Raw genomic sequence first — 17,945 nt, 5'->3', positions numbered from 1 at the left:
GTAAGAAACCCTTATATACCAATGGTTTCGAGAGTTGGTGTTTGTGGTACATAACCGGTCGGGCCTGTAAAAATAATTAATCCGTGTGCATGTTTTAGCAAGGCTAACAGCTTTCTTGTCATGGAAGGGAATAATGAAAGTTGGTGGAAGGGTATTTGCTCTTGTTGTGGTAAAAGCCGGATGACAAGGCTCTCTCTGTTGTTGGATGGGAGTGTGGAAAGCCTAAGCCCCATTAAATGCCCGTCTACTTCACAAAAAACAGCTCCGCTTTGAGGGCGTCTTCTTTCCCCGATATCCATATTTGCAGTGAATTTAAAATGTGAAATTAACCTGTCGCATTCATCTTTTGGGAGGGACAATCTGGGAATGAGTTTGTTGGTTAAACGGATTTGAACAAGTGTGTCATTCTTGCGAGGGATAATGTGAATATCGGTTGCTTGATTTCTGACAGCATCTTTAATGATTCGATTTGCTAGTATTTCAATCGAGCTGACAATTGGTACCACCACCTTTTACTTTTTCATTACTCATAATTCGACAGCGTTCATGCTTATCCTTCTTTATTTTTAAAAATATAAAAAAATTTTTGGGGAGCATAACGGTGACAGGCACCGTGTGAAAAATTCACATGGTGCCTGTCACCGTAAATGGTGGTGGTTTTATATAGCCTTTTCGGTTAAGTAGAAGAGACCTCCGTTGATGAAGGAGATGTTGATTTTGGGTTCATATTGTTCTTGCAGCGCCATTTTTTCGGTTTCATAGTTCTCATTTGTTTCCTCTTCATCTTCATAAAAATGATTGAGTAACCGAAGGTCCTGTTCCCACCGGTTGCGCGCCGCCTCTGCCCACGTGTGGTCCTCTTCAGAGATCACGTTTCTTAAATAATTTTCGACTCGAATCATCCCGCTTTTTGGTTTAACCAACGGCGATAACGTAAACGAGTAATCCGGAATTTTAGGGGTGAGAGATATTTTTTGGAGGCGGTCGTGAAAGTTTTCGACCATTTGACCGTTTATAAGTTGTAGGCCAATCGACTTAAAAATATCCCGTTTCCGATCGCACTGATAAGAGATCTTTACATTCATACACAGCCATGGAAACAAGGCCGTTTGGTTTTGAATGTACGAATGATTTTCATATAGACGAATATAGCTGGCTAACTTTTTGGTTGAAGCAAAGATTTGATGGAGCCGGGGAGAACCAAAATGAATAATTTCTCCCTTCATATTTTCTGGAGCCTTTTTTTGATCAGTGATCATTGTTAAACTCATTGGATTAGGGATACCGCCTGTTTTTTCGAGATAATGCCAGTAAAAGGGACGGTTCATCAATTCTTTATCAAGTTCCACCGTTAACTGAACAACTAAATATCCAGGTTTATTTTCAACAATGGGGCAATCGTTTGCCTGAAAATACTTTAGAAGAAAATCATGAATTTCCTGCTGCTGCATGTGGTTCACCCTCCTTCATGGATTGCGCAAATTCAATCATAGATGATAAGTTCTCCATTTTTATTCTCATTTCACCCTCAGAACTGGATTGACCGAATATATCAATTAGGTGGTCTTCAATATTACCGAATTCCAGTTTTGTTAGGATATCATCCAATTCACCGATGACCTTTTCAAATAGGTGGATTTTTTCATAAAGCAACTTCAGAATATGTTCTTCTACTGTGCCCTTGATCGCAAAATTATAAATCATGACATCCTTTTCCTGACCAAGACGATGGATCCGCCCAATTCGCTGTTCAAGCCGCATCGGATTCCAAGGTAAATCGAAATTAATAATATGGTTGCAGAACTGTAGATTGATTCCTTCCCCACCAGCCTCAGTAGCAATGAGAACTTGTGCATGCTTCTGGAACAATTCCCGCATCCAATCCTTCTTTCCGCGTTTAAAACCACCACGGAAAGGAACCGAACTGATTCCGTGCTGCTTTAAATACCATTGCAAATACATCTGAGTAGCACGATATTCCGTAAAAATGATCACCTTATCATTTACCTGCTGGATTAATTCAAGCGCTTTTTCAGCCTTTGAATTTTGCTGGACAGCCTCCACCTTGTTAATTAAAAATTGGATTTGTTCTTCAAAACCAGGAGTGGGGTCCTCTTTCTTTTGCAGCATGTTTTTTAACGTATAGAAAACAGCCTCACGGCTTGAGCAAGCCTCACGTTGTAAGGTCATCACCGAAAAAGCACTAGTTTGAGCCCAATCCCCTTCATTTTTCAACATTGAAATAGATTCATAAAGATCCTTTTCAGCAGGAGAAAATTCAATCGGAATGGTTTCAACCTGTCTCTTTGTCCATTCAATACCAGTGTCGGCACGGCGATTCCGAATCATGACCTTGTTGACTAATTCTTTTAAATGCTCATTATCATTTAACGAACGGGCATCCCGTTTGTATTTTTCATAAAATGCGGTCTCGCTGCCCAGGTGCCCGGGTTTTAGAAGGGAAACAAGATTAAAGATTTCTTCAATTCGGTTTTGGATAGGCGTGGCCGTTAATAATAAGCAAAATTTCTTTTTAAGGTTTTGGACAAATTCGTAGTTTTTCGTTTTGTTATTTTTTAATTTATGGGCCTCATCAATAATAATAAGGTCGTAGTCCTGCTTGTAAATAATGTCCCGGTGAGGGTCTCGCTTGGCTGTATCAATCGAAGAAACTACGACGTCGCACTGTTCCCAGACATAGCTTTTTCTTTGAGTAATAGCAGGTATAAAAAATTTGCTGTTGAGTTCAATTGCCCACTGGGTTACCAAAGATGCCGGGACTAGAATTAACACCTTTTTTACTAAGCCGCGGATCATGTATTCCTTTAAAATTAATCCTGCTTCAATTGTTTTTCCTAATCCGACTTCATCAGCAAGAATGGCTTTCCCATTCATGTTTTCAATCACCTGTTTGGCTGTTTCGAGCTGATGTGGCAGTGGTGTTAAATTTGGAAGATGATTCGGGGCCTGCAGGCCTTCAAACTCAGGGATCACCAAATGTTTTTCCACTTCGATTGCTAGTTTAAAAAGCTCCCAATTTCCCCACGGACCATCATTGTCTATTCTATGTAAAAAATCATCCTGCCAAGAGGAATCAAATTCAATTTCAACTGACATCATTACAGCTCCTTTTCATACAATGTTGTGTCAAATTTTATTGCCAATTAAAAGGGATAATGGTGTTCTAATTTTCTAATAAATTTATTGCTCAATGTTGTAGTTTAATGATAGGATGTTAATAGCTTAGAATGTTTTAAATATTTTAATAAAGTAATTTATTTTTTAAGTATAATTAGTATTACCCAATTAAAAAATATTATAATGCGGATGACAGCAAGGGGAGAGACTACGGGAGTAGCGCCGAAGGAGCAAGCAGATATGTGAATCTCTCAGGCAAAAGAACTCTTGTTTGACGCAGCTCTGGAGAGCGCTGCAATACTAGCAGCCACCCACGGGGAAAACCGCTTTAGGTAAACTTTCAGGTGCAAGGACAGAGACCTTCTTATTTTCATAGGGAGGTTTCTGTCCTTTTTTGGGTAAAAAACCTGGTTCAGAATAAGGGGGATTAATGGATGACTGAATTACAACGTACTCCGCTTTTTGAAGTGTATAAAGAATACGGGGGAAAGACTATCGATTTTGGAGGGTGGGAACTGCCGGTTCAATTTTCCAGTATTAAGGAAGAACATGAAGCGGTCCGTACTAAAGCAGGTCTGTTTGATGTATCCCATATGGGTGAAGTGGAAATTAAAGGGAAAGATAGTTTACCATTTTTACAAAAAATGATGACGAATGATATTTCAAAAATTAAAAACGGCAGCGCTCAATATACCGCGATGTGTTATGAAAATGGCGGAACTGTCGATGATTTACTTGTTTATAAAATGGAGGACGATCATTACTTACTAGTGGTTAATGCTTCCAATATTGAAAAGGACTATAAATGGCTTGAGGACCATGTTGAAGGAGAGGTGATCCTTGATAACTTATCCGAAAAGACTGCCCAGCTTGCACTTCAAGGACCGCTTGCAGAAAAGGTTCTGCAAAAGCTTGCCGGAAATACAGACTTAAGTCAAATTGGCTTTTTCAAATTTCAGCAAGAAGTCACTTTAAACAATAAAAAGGCATTAGTATCAAGAACAGGATATACCGGCGAAGACGGTTTTGAGGTTTACTGTGATGCTGCCGATGCGGTTGACCTTTGGAAAGCCATATTAAAGGCAGGAGAACAAGACGGAGTTCTTCCATGCGGATTAGGGGCACGTGATACCTTGCGTTTTGAATCTGTCTTAGCACTCTATGGACAAGAGCTATCCCCTGAGATTACTCCCTTAGAAGCGGGGATTGCTTTTGCTGTGAAGTTAAATAAGGAAGCTGACTTCATCGGGAAAGACGCGTTAAGAAAGCAGAAGGAGACTGGCTTAACTAGGAAATTAGTAGGAATTGAAATGATCGACCGTGGAATTCCACGTCATGGATACCCAGTATATAAGGGCGAAGAACTTATTGGTGAAGTGACTACGGGGACACAGTCGCCTACTTTGAAGCGAAATATTGGTCTAGCACTTATTAAAACGGAGTATGCAGACTTAGAATCAAAGGTTGAAGTCGAAATTCGCGGCAAACGATTAAAAGCATCAGTCGTTCCAACACCTTTTTATAAAAGAGAAAAGTAAAAACACGAGGGGAGCAAGGTTATGAAACATCGCTATTTACCTATGACTGAACAAGATAAGAAGGCTATGCTCGAAACCATTGGTGTTTCTTCAATAAACGAACTGTTTAGCGATATCCCTGAAAAAGTTCGATTTAAGGGTGAGTATAACATTAAAGAGGCAAAGTCTGAGACAGCACTGTTGAAAGAACTGTTTAAGTTAGCAGACCAAAACGCTGATTTTAAAAGAAATGTGTCGTTTTTAGGTGCAGGCGTTTATGATCACTATATGCCTGTAATCGTGGACCATGTCATTTCCCGTTCTGAATTTTATACAGCCTATACACCATACCAGCCTGAAATCTCGCAAGGTGAACTTCAAGCTATTTTTGAATTTCAAACGATGATCTGTGAGCTAACCGGCATGGATGTTGCCAACTCTTCCATGTATGATGGAGGCACTGCCCTTGCGGAGGCTGCTATGCTTAGTGCAGGTCATACGAAACGGAAAAAAATTGTCGTCTCAAGCGCTGTTCATCCAGAGTATCGCGAGGTCCTTAAAACATATGCAAAGGGACAGTATCTTGAAGTAGTAGAAGCTCCTATTAAAGACGGAGTAACAGATCTTGCTTCTTTAAACAATTTAGTAACTGAAGAAGTGGCAGCCGTAATTGTCCAATATCCAAACTTTTTTGGACGCTTAGAGCCGTTACAAGAAGTGGAGGAAATGATTCATGCCCATAAAGGGTTGTTCATTGTAAATAGCAATCCACTCGCACTAGGTGTATTAACTCCACCGGGCAAGTTTGGGGCAGATATTGTCATTGGAGACGCCCAGCCATTTGGTATCCCAGCAGCGTTTGGAGGCCCGCACTGCGGCTATTTTGCCGTTACCAGCAAATTAATGAGGAAGGTCCCAGGCCGTCTTGTAGGACAAACGGTTGATGACCAAGGACGACGCGGTTTTGTTTTAACACTTCAAGCCCGTGAACAGCATATCCGTCGTGAAAAGGCGACTTCAAATATTTGCTCAAACCAAGCCCTTAACGCCCTTGCCGCATCTGTGGCGATGACCGCATTGGGTAAAAAGGGTGTTCGTGAAATGGCTGAAGCAAATCTGCAAAAAGCGCATTATGCCAAGAATGCCTTTAAAAAGGCAGGGTTTGAAGTGGCTTATGACGGCTTCTCCTTTAACGAATTTGTTGTGAAATTAGGCAAACCTGTTAAAGAAATTAATCAAACATTGTTACAAAAAGGAATCATCGGGGGCTATGATTTAGGACGTGACTATTCAGAACTGTCTAACCATATGTTGATTGCGGTAACAGAACAACGAACAAAGGATGAAATTGATACTTTTGTGAAAGAATTGGGGGATTTGCATGCATAACCAAGACCAAGCATTCATTTTTGAACGTAGTACTCCTGGGCGAATCGGTTACAGCCTCCCGGAAATCGATATACCGGAATTAGAGGTGAGCAGCCTGCTTCCAGAAGGTTACTTGCGCGAAGAAGAGCCGGAACTTCCGGAGGTTTCTGAGCTTGATATTATGCGTCACTATACAGCTCTTTCAAAAAGGAATCATGGCCTGGATTCGGGTTTTTACCCACTTGGCTCCTGTACAATGAAATATAATCCAAAAATCAATGAAAATGTTGCAAGATTCAATGGCTTTGCACATATTCATCCTCTGCAGGATGAGAGTTCTGTTCAAGGGGCGCTAGCACTTCTGTACGATCTTCAGCAGCATTTAATTGAAATAACTGGTATGGATGAAGTCACCTTACAATCTGCTGCAGGTGCCCACGGTGAATGGACAGGATTAATGCTTATCCGTGCGTACCATGAATCAAATGGTGATACAAAACGGACCAAAGTAATCGTTCCGGATTCTGCCCATGGTACAAACCCTGCTTCGGCGACGATAGCTGGATTTGAAACGATAACGGTGAAATCTACCAATCAAGGTCTTGTTGATCTCGATGATTTAAGAAGAGTTGTTGGTGAGGATACGGCTGCTCTTATGTTAACCAATCCCAATACACTTGGTTTATTTGAAGAACAAATTCTTGAAATGGCTGACATTGTTCATAGTGCAGGTGGAAAACTGTATTATGACGGCGCAAACCTAAATGCGGTTTTATCAAAGGCTAGACCAGGCGATATGGGATTTGACGTTGTCCATTTAAACCTTCATAAAACCTTTACAGGTCCACACGGCGGCGGGGGTCCTGGTTCTGGTCCAGTTGGGGTCAAGGCTGATTTAATTCCGTTTTTGCCAAAACCTATTATTACAAAGCGAAGAGATGAATATATACTAGATTACGACCGACCGCAATCGATTGGACGTGTAAAGCCGTTCTACGGAAACTTCGGGATAAACGTTCGAGCCTATACGTATATTCGTTCTATGGGGCCTGATGGTCTACAAGCGGTCACCGAGTATGCAGTCTTAAACGCAAACTACATGATGAGAAGACTTGCCGAATATTATGATTTGCCTTTTGATAAGCATTGTAAACATGAGTTTGTGCTAAGCGGTAGACGTCAGAAAAAATTAGGAGTACGAACACTCGATATTGCCAAACGCCTGCTTGATTTTGGCTATCATCCACCAACCATTTACTTCCCGTTAAATGTGGAAGAATGTATCATGATTGAGCCAACAGAAACAGAATCAAAAGAAACACTTGATGCTTTCATTGATGTCATGATTCAAATTGCTAAAGAGGCAGAAGAAAATCCAGAGATTGTACAAGAGGCTCCGCATACCACGGTTGTCGGCAGACTAGATGAAACACTAGCAGCACGTAAACCAGTTTTAAAATACCAGAAGGCTTAAGTAAACATAAGGTCAGATTCCTGATATCTGACCTTTGTTACGTTTAAAAACAAAATAAGGTTCCGGAAGTATGCCGGAACCCTTAGTTTTATTATTTTTTGGTTTTTACTTTACCTGTCCATTTTTTAAATCCGCCTTGAAGCTGAGTTAAATCTTTGTAACCTCTGCGATGTAAGAATTGTGCTGCTCGTGCACTGCGCATACCGCTTTGGCAATATAAAAATACCGGCATATCTGGGCGAATTTCTTTCATGCGCATTTTCATTTGGGACATTGGAATATTGCGTGCTCCTAAAATATGGCCGCCTTCAAACTCGTTCGGTTCACGAACATCTATTAGTTGTGCCTTACGATATCCTGCACGGAATTCTTCTTCTGTTGCCGTTTTAACAATCCTCTTTTGATAAAAATAGGTAAACAGGGAGTAGATAATAACGGCTAAAATAATAATTAATAAAGAATAGAGTGAATTCAACTTCTTTTGCTCCTTTCAAGCTTTACTGCACTAGTATTTATTATATAAGTCATTCCAGTAAAGATAAAGATGTAAAGGAAAAACTTTTTTGATGCCTAATAAAATTATACCAGAAACATCTCGTTTTGAATTCCTATCAGATTTTGGTAGACTAAAATTTGTAATTATTTTATTAAATGAGGTTTTAACATGAAAAAAGAAACTTGGCGTTTTATAGATTCCGGTAATGGTTCACCATCCTTTAATATGGCTTTGGATGAAGCTTTGCTTGATTGGCATAGTGAAGGTAAGTTTCCACCGGTCATTCGATTCTATGGCTGGAACCCGCCAACATTGTCTGTTGGCTATTTTCAAAAGGTGGAGAAAGAAATTGATATGGATGCTGTAAAAGAGCATCACTTAGGTTTTGTTAGAAGGCCGACTGGCGGCCGTGGTGTGCTCCATGAGCATGAGCTTACTTATAGTGTAATTGTTTCTGAAGACCATCCTGAGATGCCTAAAACGGTTACCGAGGCCTATCGTGTAATTTCGGAAGGGATTTTAAAAGGATTCCATCATTTAGGACTCGAGGCTTATTTTGCGGTTCCGAAGACTGCGGAAGAAAGAGATGCATTAAAAAATCCGCGCTCGGCAGTATGTTTTGATGCCCCAAGCTGGTATGAATTAGTTGTGGAAGGCAGAAAAGTGGCAGGCAGTGCACAAACAAGACAAAAAGGCGTTATTCTGCAGCATGGATCCATTCTTCTAGATTTGGATGAGGATAAGTTATTTAGCTTATTTAAATACTCTAATGACCGAGTGAAGGAACGGATGAAAAAGGCTTTTAAGGATAAGGCCGTTGCCATTAACGCGATTAGTCCCCGCAGAATAACACTAGAGGAAGCAAAAGAGGCTTTTTATAAAGGTTTTGCTGAAGGGCTAAATATTGAATTGGAACCCTACCAATTAACAGAAGACGAAATAGCCTATGTCGATAAAATTGCAAAAGAGCGTTATGAAAGTGATGAATGGAATTTTAAAAGGTGAGCTAAGGAGCGGCGCATGCCGCTTTTTCTTTTTGATATTACTTTTTAATAAAAGAGGCAAGCCTCGAAATTTGTTGAATTTTACTGTTATTTGACGAAATTCAGCTGAAATCTTTTATTTTCTTCTCATTCTAGTTTTTTTTGAGTTTGACAAATTAAATCTGATTTGCTGGTTATACAATATATAGTAGTGTCGAAAATATTTTCGGTACTATATATTGATTTATAGAAGGTAACGTGGTAACTTAATTTTATTAAGACAACTAGATATAGCGATACTACTAGAATCTAGCACTATATAGAGATTTTTTTAAAGGAGTTGTTCTCATGTCTGTAGTTTTTAGACAAAAAATGAATATTGATTTTGAAAGGTTGAATGAGGATATCCGCTTATTCCCCCAAGTACACCCGGTTACCCCAGATATGAAAATAACTCATAAAGGTGTATCAAGATTGGTTATGCTTGACCGTTATACCTTTAAAGACACAGCAAAAATTACCCTAACAACTGGCGACTTTGTTGTATTAACCATTAAAGAGGATCCAAAATTCCCAGCACGCGGCTTAGGTACGATTTTGGAGATTGATTGGGAAAAGAAAAAGGCAAAGGTTTTGGTGGAGGAAGAATTTAGAGGCGTACTTGATTCTGAAGAAGCTGCAACAGGTGAAATCATCCGGTCTTTAGATGTGATTGAGAAGCCATTGGAGCTCTTCTATGAGCAGATTGCCAAAAGGAATGCTACTGGTCTTGCTGCAGTAGAAACAACCGAAGAGAAGCGCTTAGAGTGGACGGAGAAGTTTTATCAAGAGTTAGTGAATTTGAACTTTATTCCTGCAGGCCGGGTTCTTTATGGTGCAGGGGCCAATACGGATGTTACGTATTTTAACTGTTATGTCATGCCATTTGTTGCAGACTCTCGTGAAGGCATCTCCGACCATCGTAAACAGGTTATGGAAATCATGAGCCGAGGCGGCGGTGTTGGAACGAATGGTTCAACATTAAGACCGCGTAATACATTGGCTAGAGGCGTAAATGGTAAATCTTCTGGTTCGGTTTCCTGGCTTGATGATATTGCGAAATTAACGCATTTAGTTGAGCAAGGAGGTTCGCGCCGAGGGGCCCAGATGATCATGCTGGCTGATTGGCATCCAGATATTATTGAATTTATTATTTCAAAAATGCAGAATCCTAGAATTCTACGATTCTTAATTGAAAATACAAACGATGAAACCATTAAAAAACATGCAAAAGATAAACTCAAGTTTACACCCTTAACGCCACAAGAAACTGCGATGTATCAAGGGATTGTAAATTATAAAACAATTCCTGGTTTTGGTGGTTTTGATGAAAATAGCATTGCTCATGCTGAGGAAAAGCTTCTAACTGGCGGTAATTATACCGTTCATAATTCTGAGTTCCTAACGGGTGCTAATATCTCAGTATGTTTAACAAAGGAATTTATGGAAGCTGTTGAAAACGATGGTGAATATGAACTCCGGTTCCCATATGTTGAACACTATAATCAAGAAGAAATGAAAATCTACAATGAAGAATGGCATAAAGTCGGTGACGTGCGTGAGTGGGAAAAACTTGGACATAAAGTTCGTGTTTATAAGAAAATAAAGGCAAAAGAACTTTGGAATTTAATTAACATTTGTGCTACTTACTCTGCAGAACCAGGTATATTCTTTATCGATAATGCGAACGACATGACAAATGCAAAAGCATATGGGCAACAAGTCGTTGCAACAAATCCATGTGGAGAGCAGCCACTTGCACCATTTTCAGTCTGTAACCTTGCTGCAGTAAACCTTGCTGAAATGGCAGATAAAGGAACCAAGACGGTTGATTTTGAAAAGCTTAAACAAACTGTAGCAATCGGTGTCAGAATGCAAGACAACGTCATAAACGCTACTCCATACTTCTTAGAAGAAAACAAAAAACAAGCTCTTGGTGAGCGTCGTGTTGGCCTTGGTGTCATGGGATTACATGATCTCCTAATCTATTGTGAAACAGAATATGGTTCACCAGAAGGTAATGAACTAGTTAATAAAGTATTTGAGACAATTGCAACTACTGCTTATAGAACATCTGTTGAATTAGCAACAGAAAAGGGAAGCTTCCCATTCTTAACTAGCGAAACACCTGAAGAAACAAACCGCTTAAGAAAGGCATTTATTAACACTGGTTTTATGAAAAAAATGCCCGAAGATATCCGTGAATCTATTCTTGAAAAAGGAATTAGAAATTCCCACTTACTAACTGTCGCACCAACTGGATCCACTGGTACCATGGTTGGAGTAAGTACCGGATTAGAGCCTTATTTCTCATTCTCATACTTCCGCAGTGGACGTCTAGGAAAATTTATTGAAGTAAAAGCAGATATCGTACAAGAATACCTTGATCAGCATCCTGAAGCAGACGCTAACAACCTGCCAAACTGGTTCGTTACAGCCATGGAGCTTGCACCAGAAGCCCATGCAGATGTCCAATGCGTTATTCAGCGCTGGATCGACAGCTCCATCAGTAAAACTGTTAACGCACCAAAAGGATACAGCGTAGAACAAGTAGAAAAGGTATACGAACGTTTATACCGCGGTGGAGCAAAAGGTGGTACCGTATATGTTGACGGTTCACGTGATTCACAAGTATTGACCCTTAAAGCAGAAGAAAATACAAATGAACAACTATCTATGTTCGAAGAAAAACCACATCAACATGTCGTTCTTGTTGATACAATTAGCGACCTTCGCTCAACAGATGTAACAATTGGATCTGAAGTCGGTAATACCTGCCCAGTCTGCCGTAAAGGAAAAGTTAAAGAAATCGGCGGCTGTAACACCTGTACAAACTGTAATGCACAATTAAAATGCGGTTTATAAAAATTATTTAGAGGATGGGATATTTTCCATCCTCTTTTTCGTGCTAAAAAGATGGAAAAACTTCTCTCCATTATTATTTATTATCTTCCCTTATAACAACTCATACTACTAAAAAACAAACAGAAAAGAGGGAGTCAGTTATGGACCCTTTTATGCCACAACTCGTCTATATCGAGCCCAAAGCATTAGAATACCCCCTTGGCAGAGAACTAAAGGAAAAATTCACAAAATTAGGTCTAGAGATTCGCGAAACCACCTCGCATAATCAAGTCAGAGGAATACCAGGTGATAACGAATTGCAGCAATACCGCAATGCCAAATCGACTTTAGTAGTTGGAATAAGAAGAACGTTAAAATTCGATACATCAAAACCATCTGCAGAGTACGCCATTCCGCTTGCGACCGGATGTATGGGGCATTGTCACTATTGTTACTTGCAGACCACCCTTGGGAGTAAACCCTACATTCGTACCTATGTTAATTTAGATGAAATTTTTGAACAGGCCCAAAAGTATATGGATGAACGAAAACCAGAAATTACCCGCTTTGAAGCAGCCTGTACATCCGACATCGTAGGATTAGACCATCTTACCCATTCATTAAAAAAAGCAATCGAATTCTTTGGACAATCCGAATACGGTCAACTTCGGTTTGTGACCAAATTTCATCATGTCGACCATCTTCTCGATGCGAAACATAATGGAAAAACAAGATTTAGGTTTAGCGTCAATTCACGATATGTGATTAAGAACTTTGAACCCGGAACCTCTTCCTTTGAAGACAGATTAAAAGCTGCCAGGAAAGTGGCGAATGCAGGGTATCCATTGGGTTTTATCGTTGCACCTATCTACATGCATGAAGATTGGAAAGCAGGATATCGTGAATTATTTGAACGGTTAAGTGAAGAGCTAACAGGAGTAGACACACCGGATCTCACTTTTGAACTAATACAGCATCGTTTTACGAAACCAGCTAAAAACGTTATTGCCAAGCGCTATCCGAAAACAAAGCTTGAAATGAACGAGGAAAAAAGAAAATACAAATGGGGAAGGTATGGTATTGGTAAATATGTCTACCCAACCGAGGAAGCAAAAGACCTTGAAACCACCATCCGTGAGTATGTTCAGGAATTCTTCCCAAATGCGGTAGTCCAATATTTCACTTAAATTTTCTACATGTCCGCCGTACTATATTCTAAACACGCTGACTAAAGATGTAACAAGTTCATCTTTAGGAGTGGCTGCCCATGAAAATAGACGGCGTTTTTTCTGGAGGGGGAATTAGAGGCTTTGCTATCATAGGAGCCTATGAAGAAATTGAAAACAGAGGGTTTCAATTTGTCAGAGTGGCTGGAACAAGTGCTGGCTCAATTATTGCCGCATTAATTGCTGCGGGGTATACAAGTAAGGAGATTTATCAGTTGGTGGATGAGTTCGATTTGCCTAAAATGCTTGATTCGCGTAAAACGATCATCCCATTTTCAATTGCTAAATGGCTGCTCGTTTATTGGAAATTAGGGCTATATAAAGGAAATGAACTTGAAAATTGGTTGAAGAAGAAACTTGAAGCAAAAGGGTTGAAGACATTTTCCGATCTTCCTCCTCAGGCGCTTAGGGTAATTACTTCGGATCTGTCGAATGGACAAATGGTAGTATTACCCGATGACTTAGAAAAGTTCGGGATAAATCCTGGAACCTTTCCAATTGCCAAAGCCATTAGAATGAGCTGCAGTATTCCCTATTTTTTTGAACCAGTAAAATTACGGTCCATAGATGGGGTCAACGTGTTAGTGGATGGGGGAGTTCTAAGTAATTTCCCGATGTGGCTGTTCGATTCAGAAAATGTAAAAAAAGTCAGACCAGTTCTAGGTATTAAGTTAAGCCCAAGCGAATATGAACATGAGAAACATCAAATAAAAAACGGTATTCAATTATTTACTGCCTTATTTGAAACCATGAAAGACGCTCATGATCAAAGGTATATTTCTAAAAAACATGTGGATGATATTATCTTTATTAAGGCGGAAGGGGTATCCTTAACCGAATTTAATCTTACAGATGAAAAGAAACAGGTGTTATTTGAAATCGGCAGGGAACATGCAAAGAAGTTTTTAAATCGGTGGACTTACTAATTGTTTGAACTTCAGAACTTGATGCTGCAGCTTTCCTAACAAAAAAAATCGAGTGTCTAAAAAGACGCTCGATTTTTCTTTTTACCCTTTTTGCCGTCGATAACGGTCAAATGAGCAGGAGATTTCTTTTTTGTCTTGGTGCTTTTCTTTAATGATGTTAAAGTTCCAAGAGAGGAGGTTCTGGCAGTAGAATCCCCACCCTTTTGCTGTAATCGTTTTTTAGATTTTTTGGCTGCCTTAAGAAATGCCCGCTGCTCTTTTTTCTGAGGGCTTGAATGTGAAAACCTTCGAAAAAGGAAATAAATGACTAAACCGATCAATGCTACGACAGCTATTCCCTGAATGAAACCGGCAGGATTTGCTGTAAACGAACTGACAAGTCCAAGTAATGCAAGAATAATAAGTACCCCAACAATAATCGTTGATGTCCGATTTTTCAAGAAAGCCACCTCCCTAAGAGCATCTTAAGCATTTTTTTATTCTTTTAAACACATAGGTAAAAAGATTTAGACAATTTCTTCATTTTTTGTGTCAAACTCTGTTTCCTGCTCTCTCTTTAATAATTCTTGGAAAGAGAGAATGGCTACTTCTACTTGGTCATGATTTGGTTCTTTTGTCGTTAACAATTGAAGCCAAAGTCCAGGCAGACCAAGGTACTTTAATACGGGAATATCCCTTAATTTATTGGTTACCTGTAAGACCTCAAATGCAATTCCTAATACGACTGGTATTAAAAGAATACGGTCAACAACCCTCAACCAAAGTGGTGTTGTTGGGACAAGTAAATACACAAAAACTCCAACTATTACCGTAAATAATATGAAACTGCTGCCGCAACGATAATGCAGCCGAGAATGTGCCTGCACATTTTCAACTGTTAATTCTACCCCGGCTTCAAAGGTGTTTATTACTTTATGCTCAGCACCATGATATTGAAACACTCTTTTTATAAGGGGGGTTAATGAAACGAAATATATATAGCATAGGAGTAGTAAGAGCTTAAAGAAGCCTTCCACAAGTACTTGTGCGAAATCTGATGGGAAAATTGGTTTTGTTAGGACCGCTAAAAAAACGGGAATTAATGTAAAAGCAAATTTCCCAAATAAAAACGAAATGACCCCTATAACTGCTACCCCTAAATACATCGTCAATTTTGAAACTTCTTTTTCTTTAATCGTATCATCATCTTTAGGATCGACATCATATCTTTCAGTTGAAAAGTTCAAATGCTTTGAGCCATTCGCGCTAGCTTCAATAATTGAAATGATACCACGCAGAAACGGGATCCTTTTTAAAATAGATAAAGAAGGATTGGCTTTCCGTGGTAAGTGAAAGTATTCTACAGAACGATCTTTCCTGCGGACAGCGGTAACATAATGATGTTTCCCGCCAAACATTACACCTTCAACGACTGCTTGGCCGCCATACACCGGTTTTTGAGAATTAGACATGGTTATTAACACCAACCTATTAACATAGTTGCACAATAGCAGAAATGATAAATCTGTATGTACTTAATTTTATTCTACTAGAAAAGTGAAAAAACCTCTAGGATGACATAATATTTCCATATAAAAACAGAAAAAATTTTTTCTATGTAAGGATTGATTTTCTACGGGCATAATAATGATGGAATTTAATAAGAACTACATAAAATGAGCAAGGTTAAAATAAAGAACGGAGGAGTCATCATGACAAACGAACAACACATCAATAATTACCCAAAACCAATGTCATTCTTAATGATGGTATTTTGGACTGGTTTATTTGGAGGATTTTTTTGGGGTATCATAGGCTACATAGCTTATTTTTTTAATTTTACAGAAGTCAGCCCCAATGTCATACTTGAACCATGGGCTTTGGGTGATTGGAAGTACGGATGGATTGGTAAAGTAATTTCCTTGATATTTCTAGTGATTGTTTCAATTATTATCGCTTTCGTTTATTATGCAGTCCTAAGAAAATTAAAGGGTATCTGGTTTGGGATGGGATTTGGGATTGTTTTATTTTTATTGGTCTTTTTTGTTCTTAACCCTATTTTCCCGGGAATTAAACCATTTATGGAGTTAACTAAGAACACCATTATAACTTCTATTTGTTTATATATGCTATATGGAACTTTTATTGGTTATTCCATTAATTATGAATATGAAATTAATAAAGTGCAAGACAAAGAGGCTGCAACTTAAATTCGAAATAGTCGAATGATTAAAGGTTATGATAAAATATCTTTATCTAAACCATGAAAGGGAGAATGGAGATACAATGGAAAAATTAGAGAAGTTAAGATCAGCTTTTTCAGAAAACGGCATTGATGGTATTCTGATTACCAGCCCTTATAATCGCCGCTACATATCAAATTTCACTGGATCAGCAGGTGTTGTCTTAATTAGTGCAGAGAAGGCTCTGTTTATTACAGACTTCCGTTACATAGAACAAGCTAGTGAACAATGCCAAGGCTTTGAAATTATAAAATACTCTGGTACTATTCCGGAAGAAATTGCCTTACAAGTGAAAAATTTAGGGATTAAAAAACTTGGTTTTGAAGAGGACTATTTAACCTACTCCTCCTTTAAAGTATATGAAAAAGAAATTGATAATGAACTTGTTCCCATTTCCGGAGTGATTGAAAAGTTACGCTTGATAAAGACAGACGCAGAGATTAAGATATTAAAGGTAGCTGCAGATATCGCTGATGCTGCATTTAAACATATTTTGGATTTTATCCGTCCAGGTAAAACCGAATTAGAAGTATCAAATGAGCTTGAGTTTTTTATGAGAAAGGCCGGTGCTACCTCCTCTTCTTTTGATACCATCGTTGCTTCTGGTCATCGCTCAGCCCTTCCACACGGTGTTGCAAGTGATAAAGTAATTGAAGCTGGAGATATCGTAACCATGGACTATGGCTGCTATTATAATGGCTATGTTTCCGACATTACCCGGACTGTTGCCGTTGGAGAACCGGATGTAAAAATAAAGGAAATTTATGAGATTGTCCTTGAAGCACAGCTCCGCGGGATGGCGGGATTTAAACCTGGTATTACAGGGAAAGAAGCAGATGCCATTACCAGAGACTACATAACAGAAAAGGGTTATGGTGAATATTTTGGTCACTCTACTGGTCATGGGATTGGACTTGAAGTTCATGAGGGCCCTGGTTTATCAATGAAGTCGGATATCATTTTAGAGCCTGGCATGGTGGTTACTTGTGAACCGGGAATTTACATTCCAGGCCTTGGCGGAGTTCGTATAGAAGATGATACCTTGATTACGAACACTCATAATGAAGCTCTAACCCATTCCACAAAGGAATTAATTATATTGTAAGAATTTAGGAGGATTTAAATATGATTTCTGTTAACGATTTTAAAACAGGTTTAACCATTGAGGTGGATGGCGGTCTATGGCGCGTTCTAGACTTTCAACACGTAAAGCCGGGAAAAGGAGCTGCATTTGTTCGTTCAAAGCTTCGTAACTTGAGAAATGGAGCGATACAAGAAAAAACGTTCCGTGCAGGTGAAAAGGTTGAAAAAGCACAGATTGACAATCGTAAAATGCAATATCTATATGCCAATGGTGATTCTCACGTGTTCATGGATATGGAATCATATGAACAAGTAGAACTGCCAGCAGCAAATATTGAATACGAATTAAAATTCTTAAAAGAAAATATGGAAGTTCATATCATGATGTTCCAATATGAAACACTTGGTGTGGAATTGCCAAACACTGTTGAATTAGAAGTTACTGAAACAGAGCCAGGTATTAAAGGTGATACAGCTTCTGGAGGTACTAAACCTGCAACACTTGAAACTGGTCTTATTGTTCAAGTGCCATTCTTCATTAACCAGGGAGATAAACTTATCATTAACACTACAGAAGCAAGTTATGTTTCTCGTGCATAAGTTTTAAAACAAAGGCTGTGTTAAAGGTT

Annotated in this window: 16 protein-coding genes and 1 riboswitch; of the genes, 10 read left to right on the top strand and 6 right to left on the bottom strand. The window is 39.1% G+C overall.

Features of this window, described 5'->3' with window-relative positions; genetic code table 11:
- Window positions 1-11 precede the first annotated feature (11 nt).
- The 3 genes from V7077_RS03975 to V7077_RS03965 form a co-directional block, all read right to left on the bottom strand.
- Complete coding sequence (locus V7077_RS03975; protein ID WP_335498555.1) at window positions 12-509, bottom strand: ATPase, T2SS/T4P/T4SS family; 498 nt, start codon at window positions 507-509, stop codon at window positions 12-14.
- Between the two features lie 150 nt (window positions 510-659).
- Entirely contained in the window at window positions 660-1,451 is a 792-nt protein-coding gene (locus V7077_RS03970; RefSeq protein WP_335498554.1) for a YqhG family protein, read from the bottom strand.
- Window positions 1,429-3,117, bottom strand: a complete 1,689-nt coding sequence (locus V7077_RS03965) for a DEAD/DEAH box helicase (protein WP_335498552.1) — start codon at window positions 3,115-3,117, stop codon at window positions 1,429-1,431. The genes V7077_RS03970 and V7077_RS03965 overlap by 23 nt, the downstream gene beginning before the upstream one ends.
- A gap of 210 nt (window positions 3,118-3,327) precedes the next feature.
- Window positions 3,328-3,415: riboswitch (glycine riboswitch) on the top strand.
- Between the two features lie 157 nt (window positions 3,416-3,572).
- On the opposite strand from V7077_RS03965, the gene gcvT reads away from it, so the two are divergent.
- Genes gcvT through gcvPB form a run of 3 tightly spaced genes read left to right on the top strand, consistent with a single transcriptional unit; the run spans window position 3,573 to window position 7,497 of the window.
- Window positions 3,573-4,676 (top strand): glycine cleavage system aminomethyltransferase GcvT, encoded by a 1,104-nt coding sequence (gene gcvT / locus V7077_RS03960; protein ID WP_335498551.1) that lies wholly within the window; start codon window positions 3,573-3,575, stop codon window positions 4,674-4,676.
- Window positions 4,677-4,697: 21 nt separating this feature from the next.
- A complete protein-coding gene (gene gcvPA / locus V7077_RS03955; RefSeq protein WP_335498550.1) occupies window positions 4,698-6,044 on the top strand; it encodes an aminomethyl-transferring glycine dehydrogenase subunit GcvPA in 1,347 nt (448 codons plus the stop codon).
- The gene (gcvPB, locus tag V7077_RS03950; protein WP_335498549.1) at window positions 6,037-7,497 is read left to right on the top strand and encodes an aminomethyl-transferring glycine dehydrogenase subunit GcvPB; all 1,461 of its coding nucleotides are present in this window, start codon (window positions 6,037-6,039) and stop codon (window positions 7,495-7,497) included. The genes gcvPA and gcvPB overlap by 8 nt, the downstream gene beginning before the upstream one ends.
- A gap of 91 nt (window positions 7,498-7,588) precedes the next feature.
- Here the strand turns inward: gcvPB and V7077_RS03945 are convergent, their stop codons facing one another.
- Complete coding sequence (locus tag V7077_RS03945; RefSeq protein ID WP_335498548.1) at window positions 7,589-7,972, bottom strand: rhodanese-like domain-containing protein; 384 nt, start codon at window positions 7,970-7,972, stop codon at window positions 7,589-7,591.
- Window positions 7,973-8,161: 189 nt separating this feature from the next.
- On the opposite strand from V7077_RS03945, the gene V7077_RS03940 reads away from it, so the two are divergent.
- From V7077_RS03940 to V7077_RS03925, 4 genes are all read left to right on the top strand, one after another.
- Window positions 8,162-8,998: a lipoate--protein ligase family protein gene (locus tag V7077_RS03940; RefSeq protein ID WP_335498546.1), complete on the top strand. Its 837-nt coding sequence runs from the start codon at window positions 8,162-8,164 to the stop codon at window positions 8,996-8,998.
- A gap of 326 nt (window positions 8,999-9,324) precedes the next feature.
- Window positions 9,325-11,880 (top strand): vitamin B12-dependent ribonucleotide reductase, encoded by a 2,556-nt coding sequence (locus tag V7077_RS03935; RefSeq protein ID WP_335498544.1) that lies wholly within the window; start codon window positions 9,325-9,327, stop codon window positions 11,878-11,880.
- Window positions 11,881-12,020: 140 nt separating this feature from the next.
- Window positions 12,021-13,046 (top strand): spore photoproduct lyase, encoded by a 1,026-nt coding sequence (gene splB / locus V7077_RS03930; protein ID WP_335498542.1) that lies wholly within the window; start codon window positions 12,021-12,023, stop codon window positions 13,044-13,046.
- 80 nt (window positions 13,047-13,126) lie between these two features.
- The gene (locus V7077_RS03925) at window positions 13,127-14,011 is read left to right on the top strand and encodes a patatin-like phospholipase family protein (protein WP_335498540.1); all 885 of its coding nucleotides are present in this window, start codon (window positions 13,127-13,129) and stop codon (window positions 14,009-14,011) included.
- Window positions 14,012-14,067: 56 nt separating this feature from the next.
- On the opposite strand, the gene V7077_RS03920 is transcribed toward V7077_RS03925, so the two are convergent.
- Window positions 14,068-14,460: an SA1362 family protein gene (locus tag V7077_RS03920; protein WP_335498539.1), complete on the bottom strand. Its 393-nt coding sequence runs from the start codon at window positions 14,458-14,460 to the stop codon at window positions 14,068-14,070.
- 57 nt (window positions 14,461-14,517) lie between these two features.
- The gene (locus V7077_RS03915) at window positions 14,518-15,462 is read right to left on the bottom strand and encodes a DUF1385 domain-containing protein (RefSeq protein WP_335498538.1); all 945 of its coding nucleotides are present in this window, start codon (window positions 15,460-15,462) and stop codon (window positions 14,518-14,520) included.
- 240 nt (window positions 15,463-15,702) lie between these two features.
- Here V7077_RS03915 and V7077_RS03910 point away from each other — a divergent pair, with 240 nt between their 5' ends.
- The 3 genes from V7077_RS03910 to efp all read left to right on the top strand — a co-directional run bounded on the left by V7077_RS03910 (window position 15,703) and on the right by efp (window position 17,916).
- Complete coding sequence (locus tag V7077_RS03910) at window positions 15,703-16,200, top strand: YqhR family membrane protein (protein WP_335498537.1); 498 nt, start codon at window positions 15,703-15,705, stop codon at window positions 16,198-16,200.
- Between the two features lie 76 nt (window positions 16,201-16,276).
- Window positions 16,277-17,338 carry a M24 family metallopeptidase gene (locus V7077_RS03905; RefSeq protein WP_335498535.1) on the top strand — a complete coding sequence of 354 codons (1,062 nt, stop codon included), beginning with the start codon at window positions 16,277-16,279 and terminating at the stop codon, window positions 17,336-17,338.
- Window positions 17,339-17,358: 20 nt separating this feature from the next.
- Window positions 17,359-17,916 (top strand): elongation factor P, encoded by a 558-nt coding sequence (gene efp / locus V7077_RS03900; RefSeq protein ID WP_335498534.1) that lies wholly within the window; start codon window positions 17,359-17,361, stop codon window positions 17,914-17,916.
- The last annotated feature ends 29 nt before the right edge of the window (window positions 17,917-17,945 follow it).

Origin of the sequence: Neobacillus vireti (assembly GCF_036962465.1) — a bacterium.
Lineage (GTDB): Bacteria > Bacillota > Bacilli > Bacillales > Cytobacillaceae > Neobacillus > Neobacillus vireti_B.
The sequence above is the reverse complement of the archived record's forward strand: the minus strand, read 5'-3'. Positions and strand labels throughout refer to the sequence as shown.

Bases quoted from the DNA above. Each gene is read 5' to 3' on its own strand.
- V7077_RS03970 (WP_335498554.1), bottom strand. From the start codon at position 1,451: ATGCAGCAGCAGGAAATTCATGATTTTCTTCTAAAGTATTTTCAGGCA.
- V7077_RS03965 (WP_335498552.1), bottom strand. From the start codon at position 3,117: ATGTCAGTTGAAATTGAATTTGATTCCTCTTGGCAGGATGATTTTTTA.
- gcvT (WP_335498551.1), top strand. From the start codon at position 3,573: ATGACTGAATTACAACGTACTCCGCTTTTTGAAGTGTATAAAGAATAC.
- gcvPA (WP_335498550.1), top strand. From the start codon at position 4,698: ATGAAACATCGCTATTTACCTATGACTGAACAAGATAAGAAGGCTATG.
- gcvPB (WP_335498549.1), top strand. From the start codon at position 6,037: ATGCATAACCAAGACCAAGCATTCATTTTTGAACGTAGTACTCCTGGG.
- V7077_RS03940 (WP_335498546.1), top strand. From the start codon at position 8,162: ATGAAAAAAGAAACTTGGCGTTTTATAGATTCCGGTAATGGTTCACCA.
- V7077_RS03935 (WP_335498544.1), top strand. From the start codon at position 9,325: ATGTCTGTAGTTTTTAGACAAAAAATGAATATTGATTTTGAAAGGTTG.
- splB (WP_335498542.1), top strand. From the start codon at position 12,021: ATGGACCCTTTTATGCCACAACTCGTCTATATCGAGCCCAAAGCATTA.
- V7077_RS03925 (WP_335498540.1), top strand. From the start codon at position 13,127: ATGAAAATAGACGGCGTTTTTTCTGGAGGGGGAATTAGAGGCTTTGCT.
- V7077_RS03915 (WP_335498538.1), bottom strand. From the start codon at position 15,462: ATGTCTAATTCTCAAAAACCGGTGTATGGCGGCCAAGCAGTCGTTGAA.
- V7077_RS03910 (WP_335498537.1), top strand. From the start codon at position 15,703: ATGACAAACGAACAACACATCAATAATTACCCAAAACCAATGTCATTC.
- V7077_RS03905 (WP_335498535.1), top strand. From the start codon at position 16,277: ATGGAAAAATTAGAGAAGTTAAGATCAGCTTTTTCAGAAAACGGCATT.
- efp (WP_335498534.1), top strand. From the start codon at position 17,359: ATGATTTCTGTTAACGATTTTAAAACAGGTTTAACCATTGAGGTGGAT.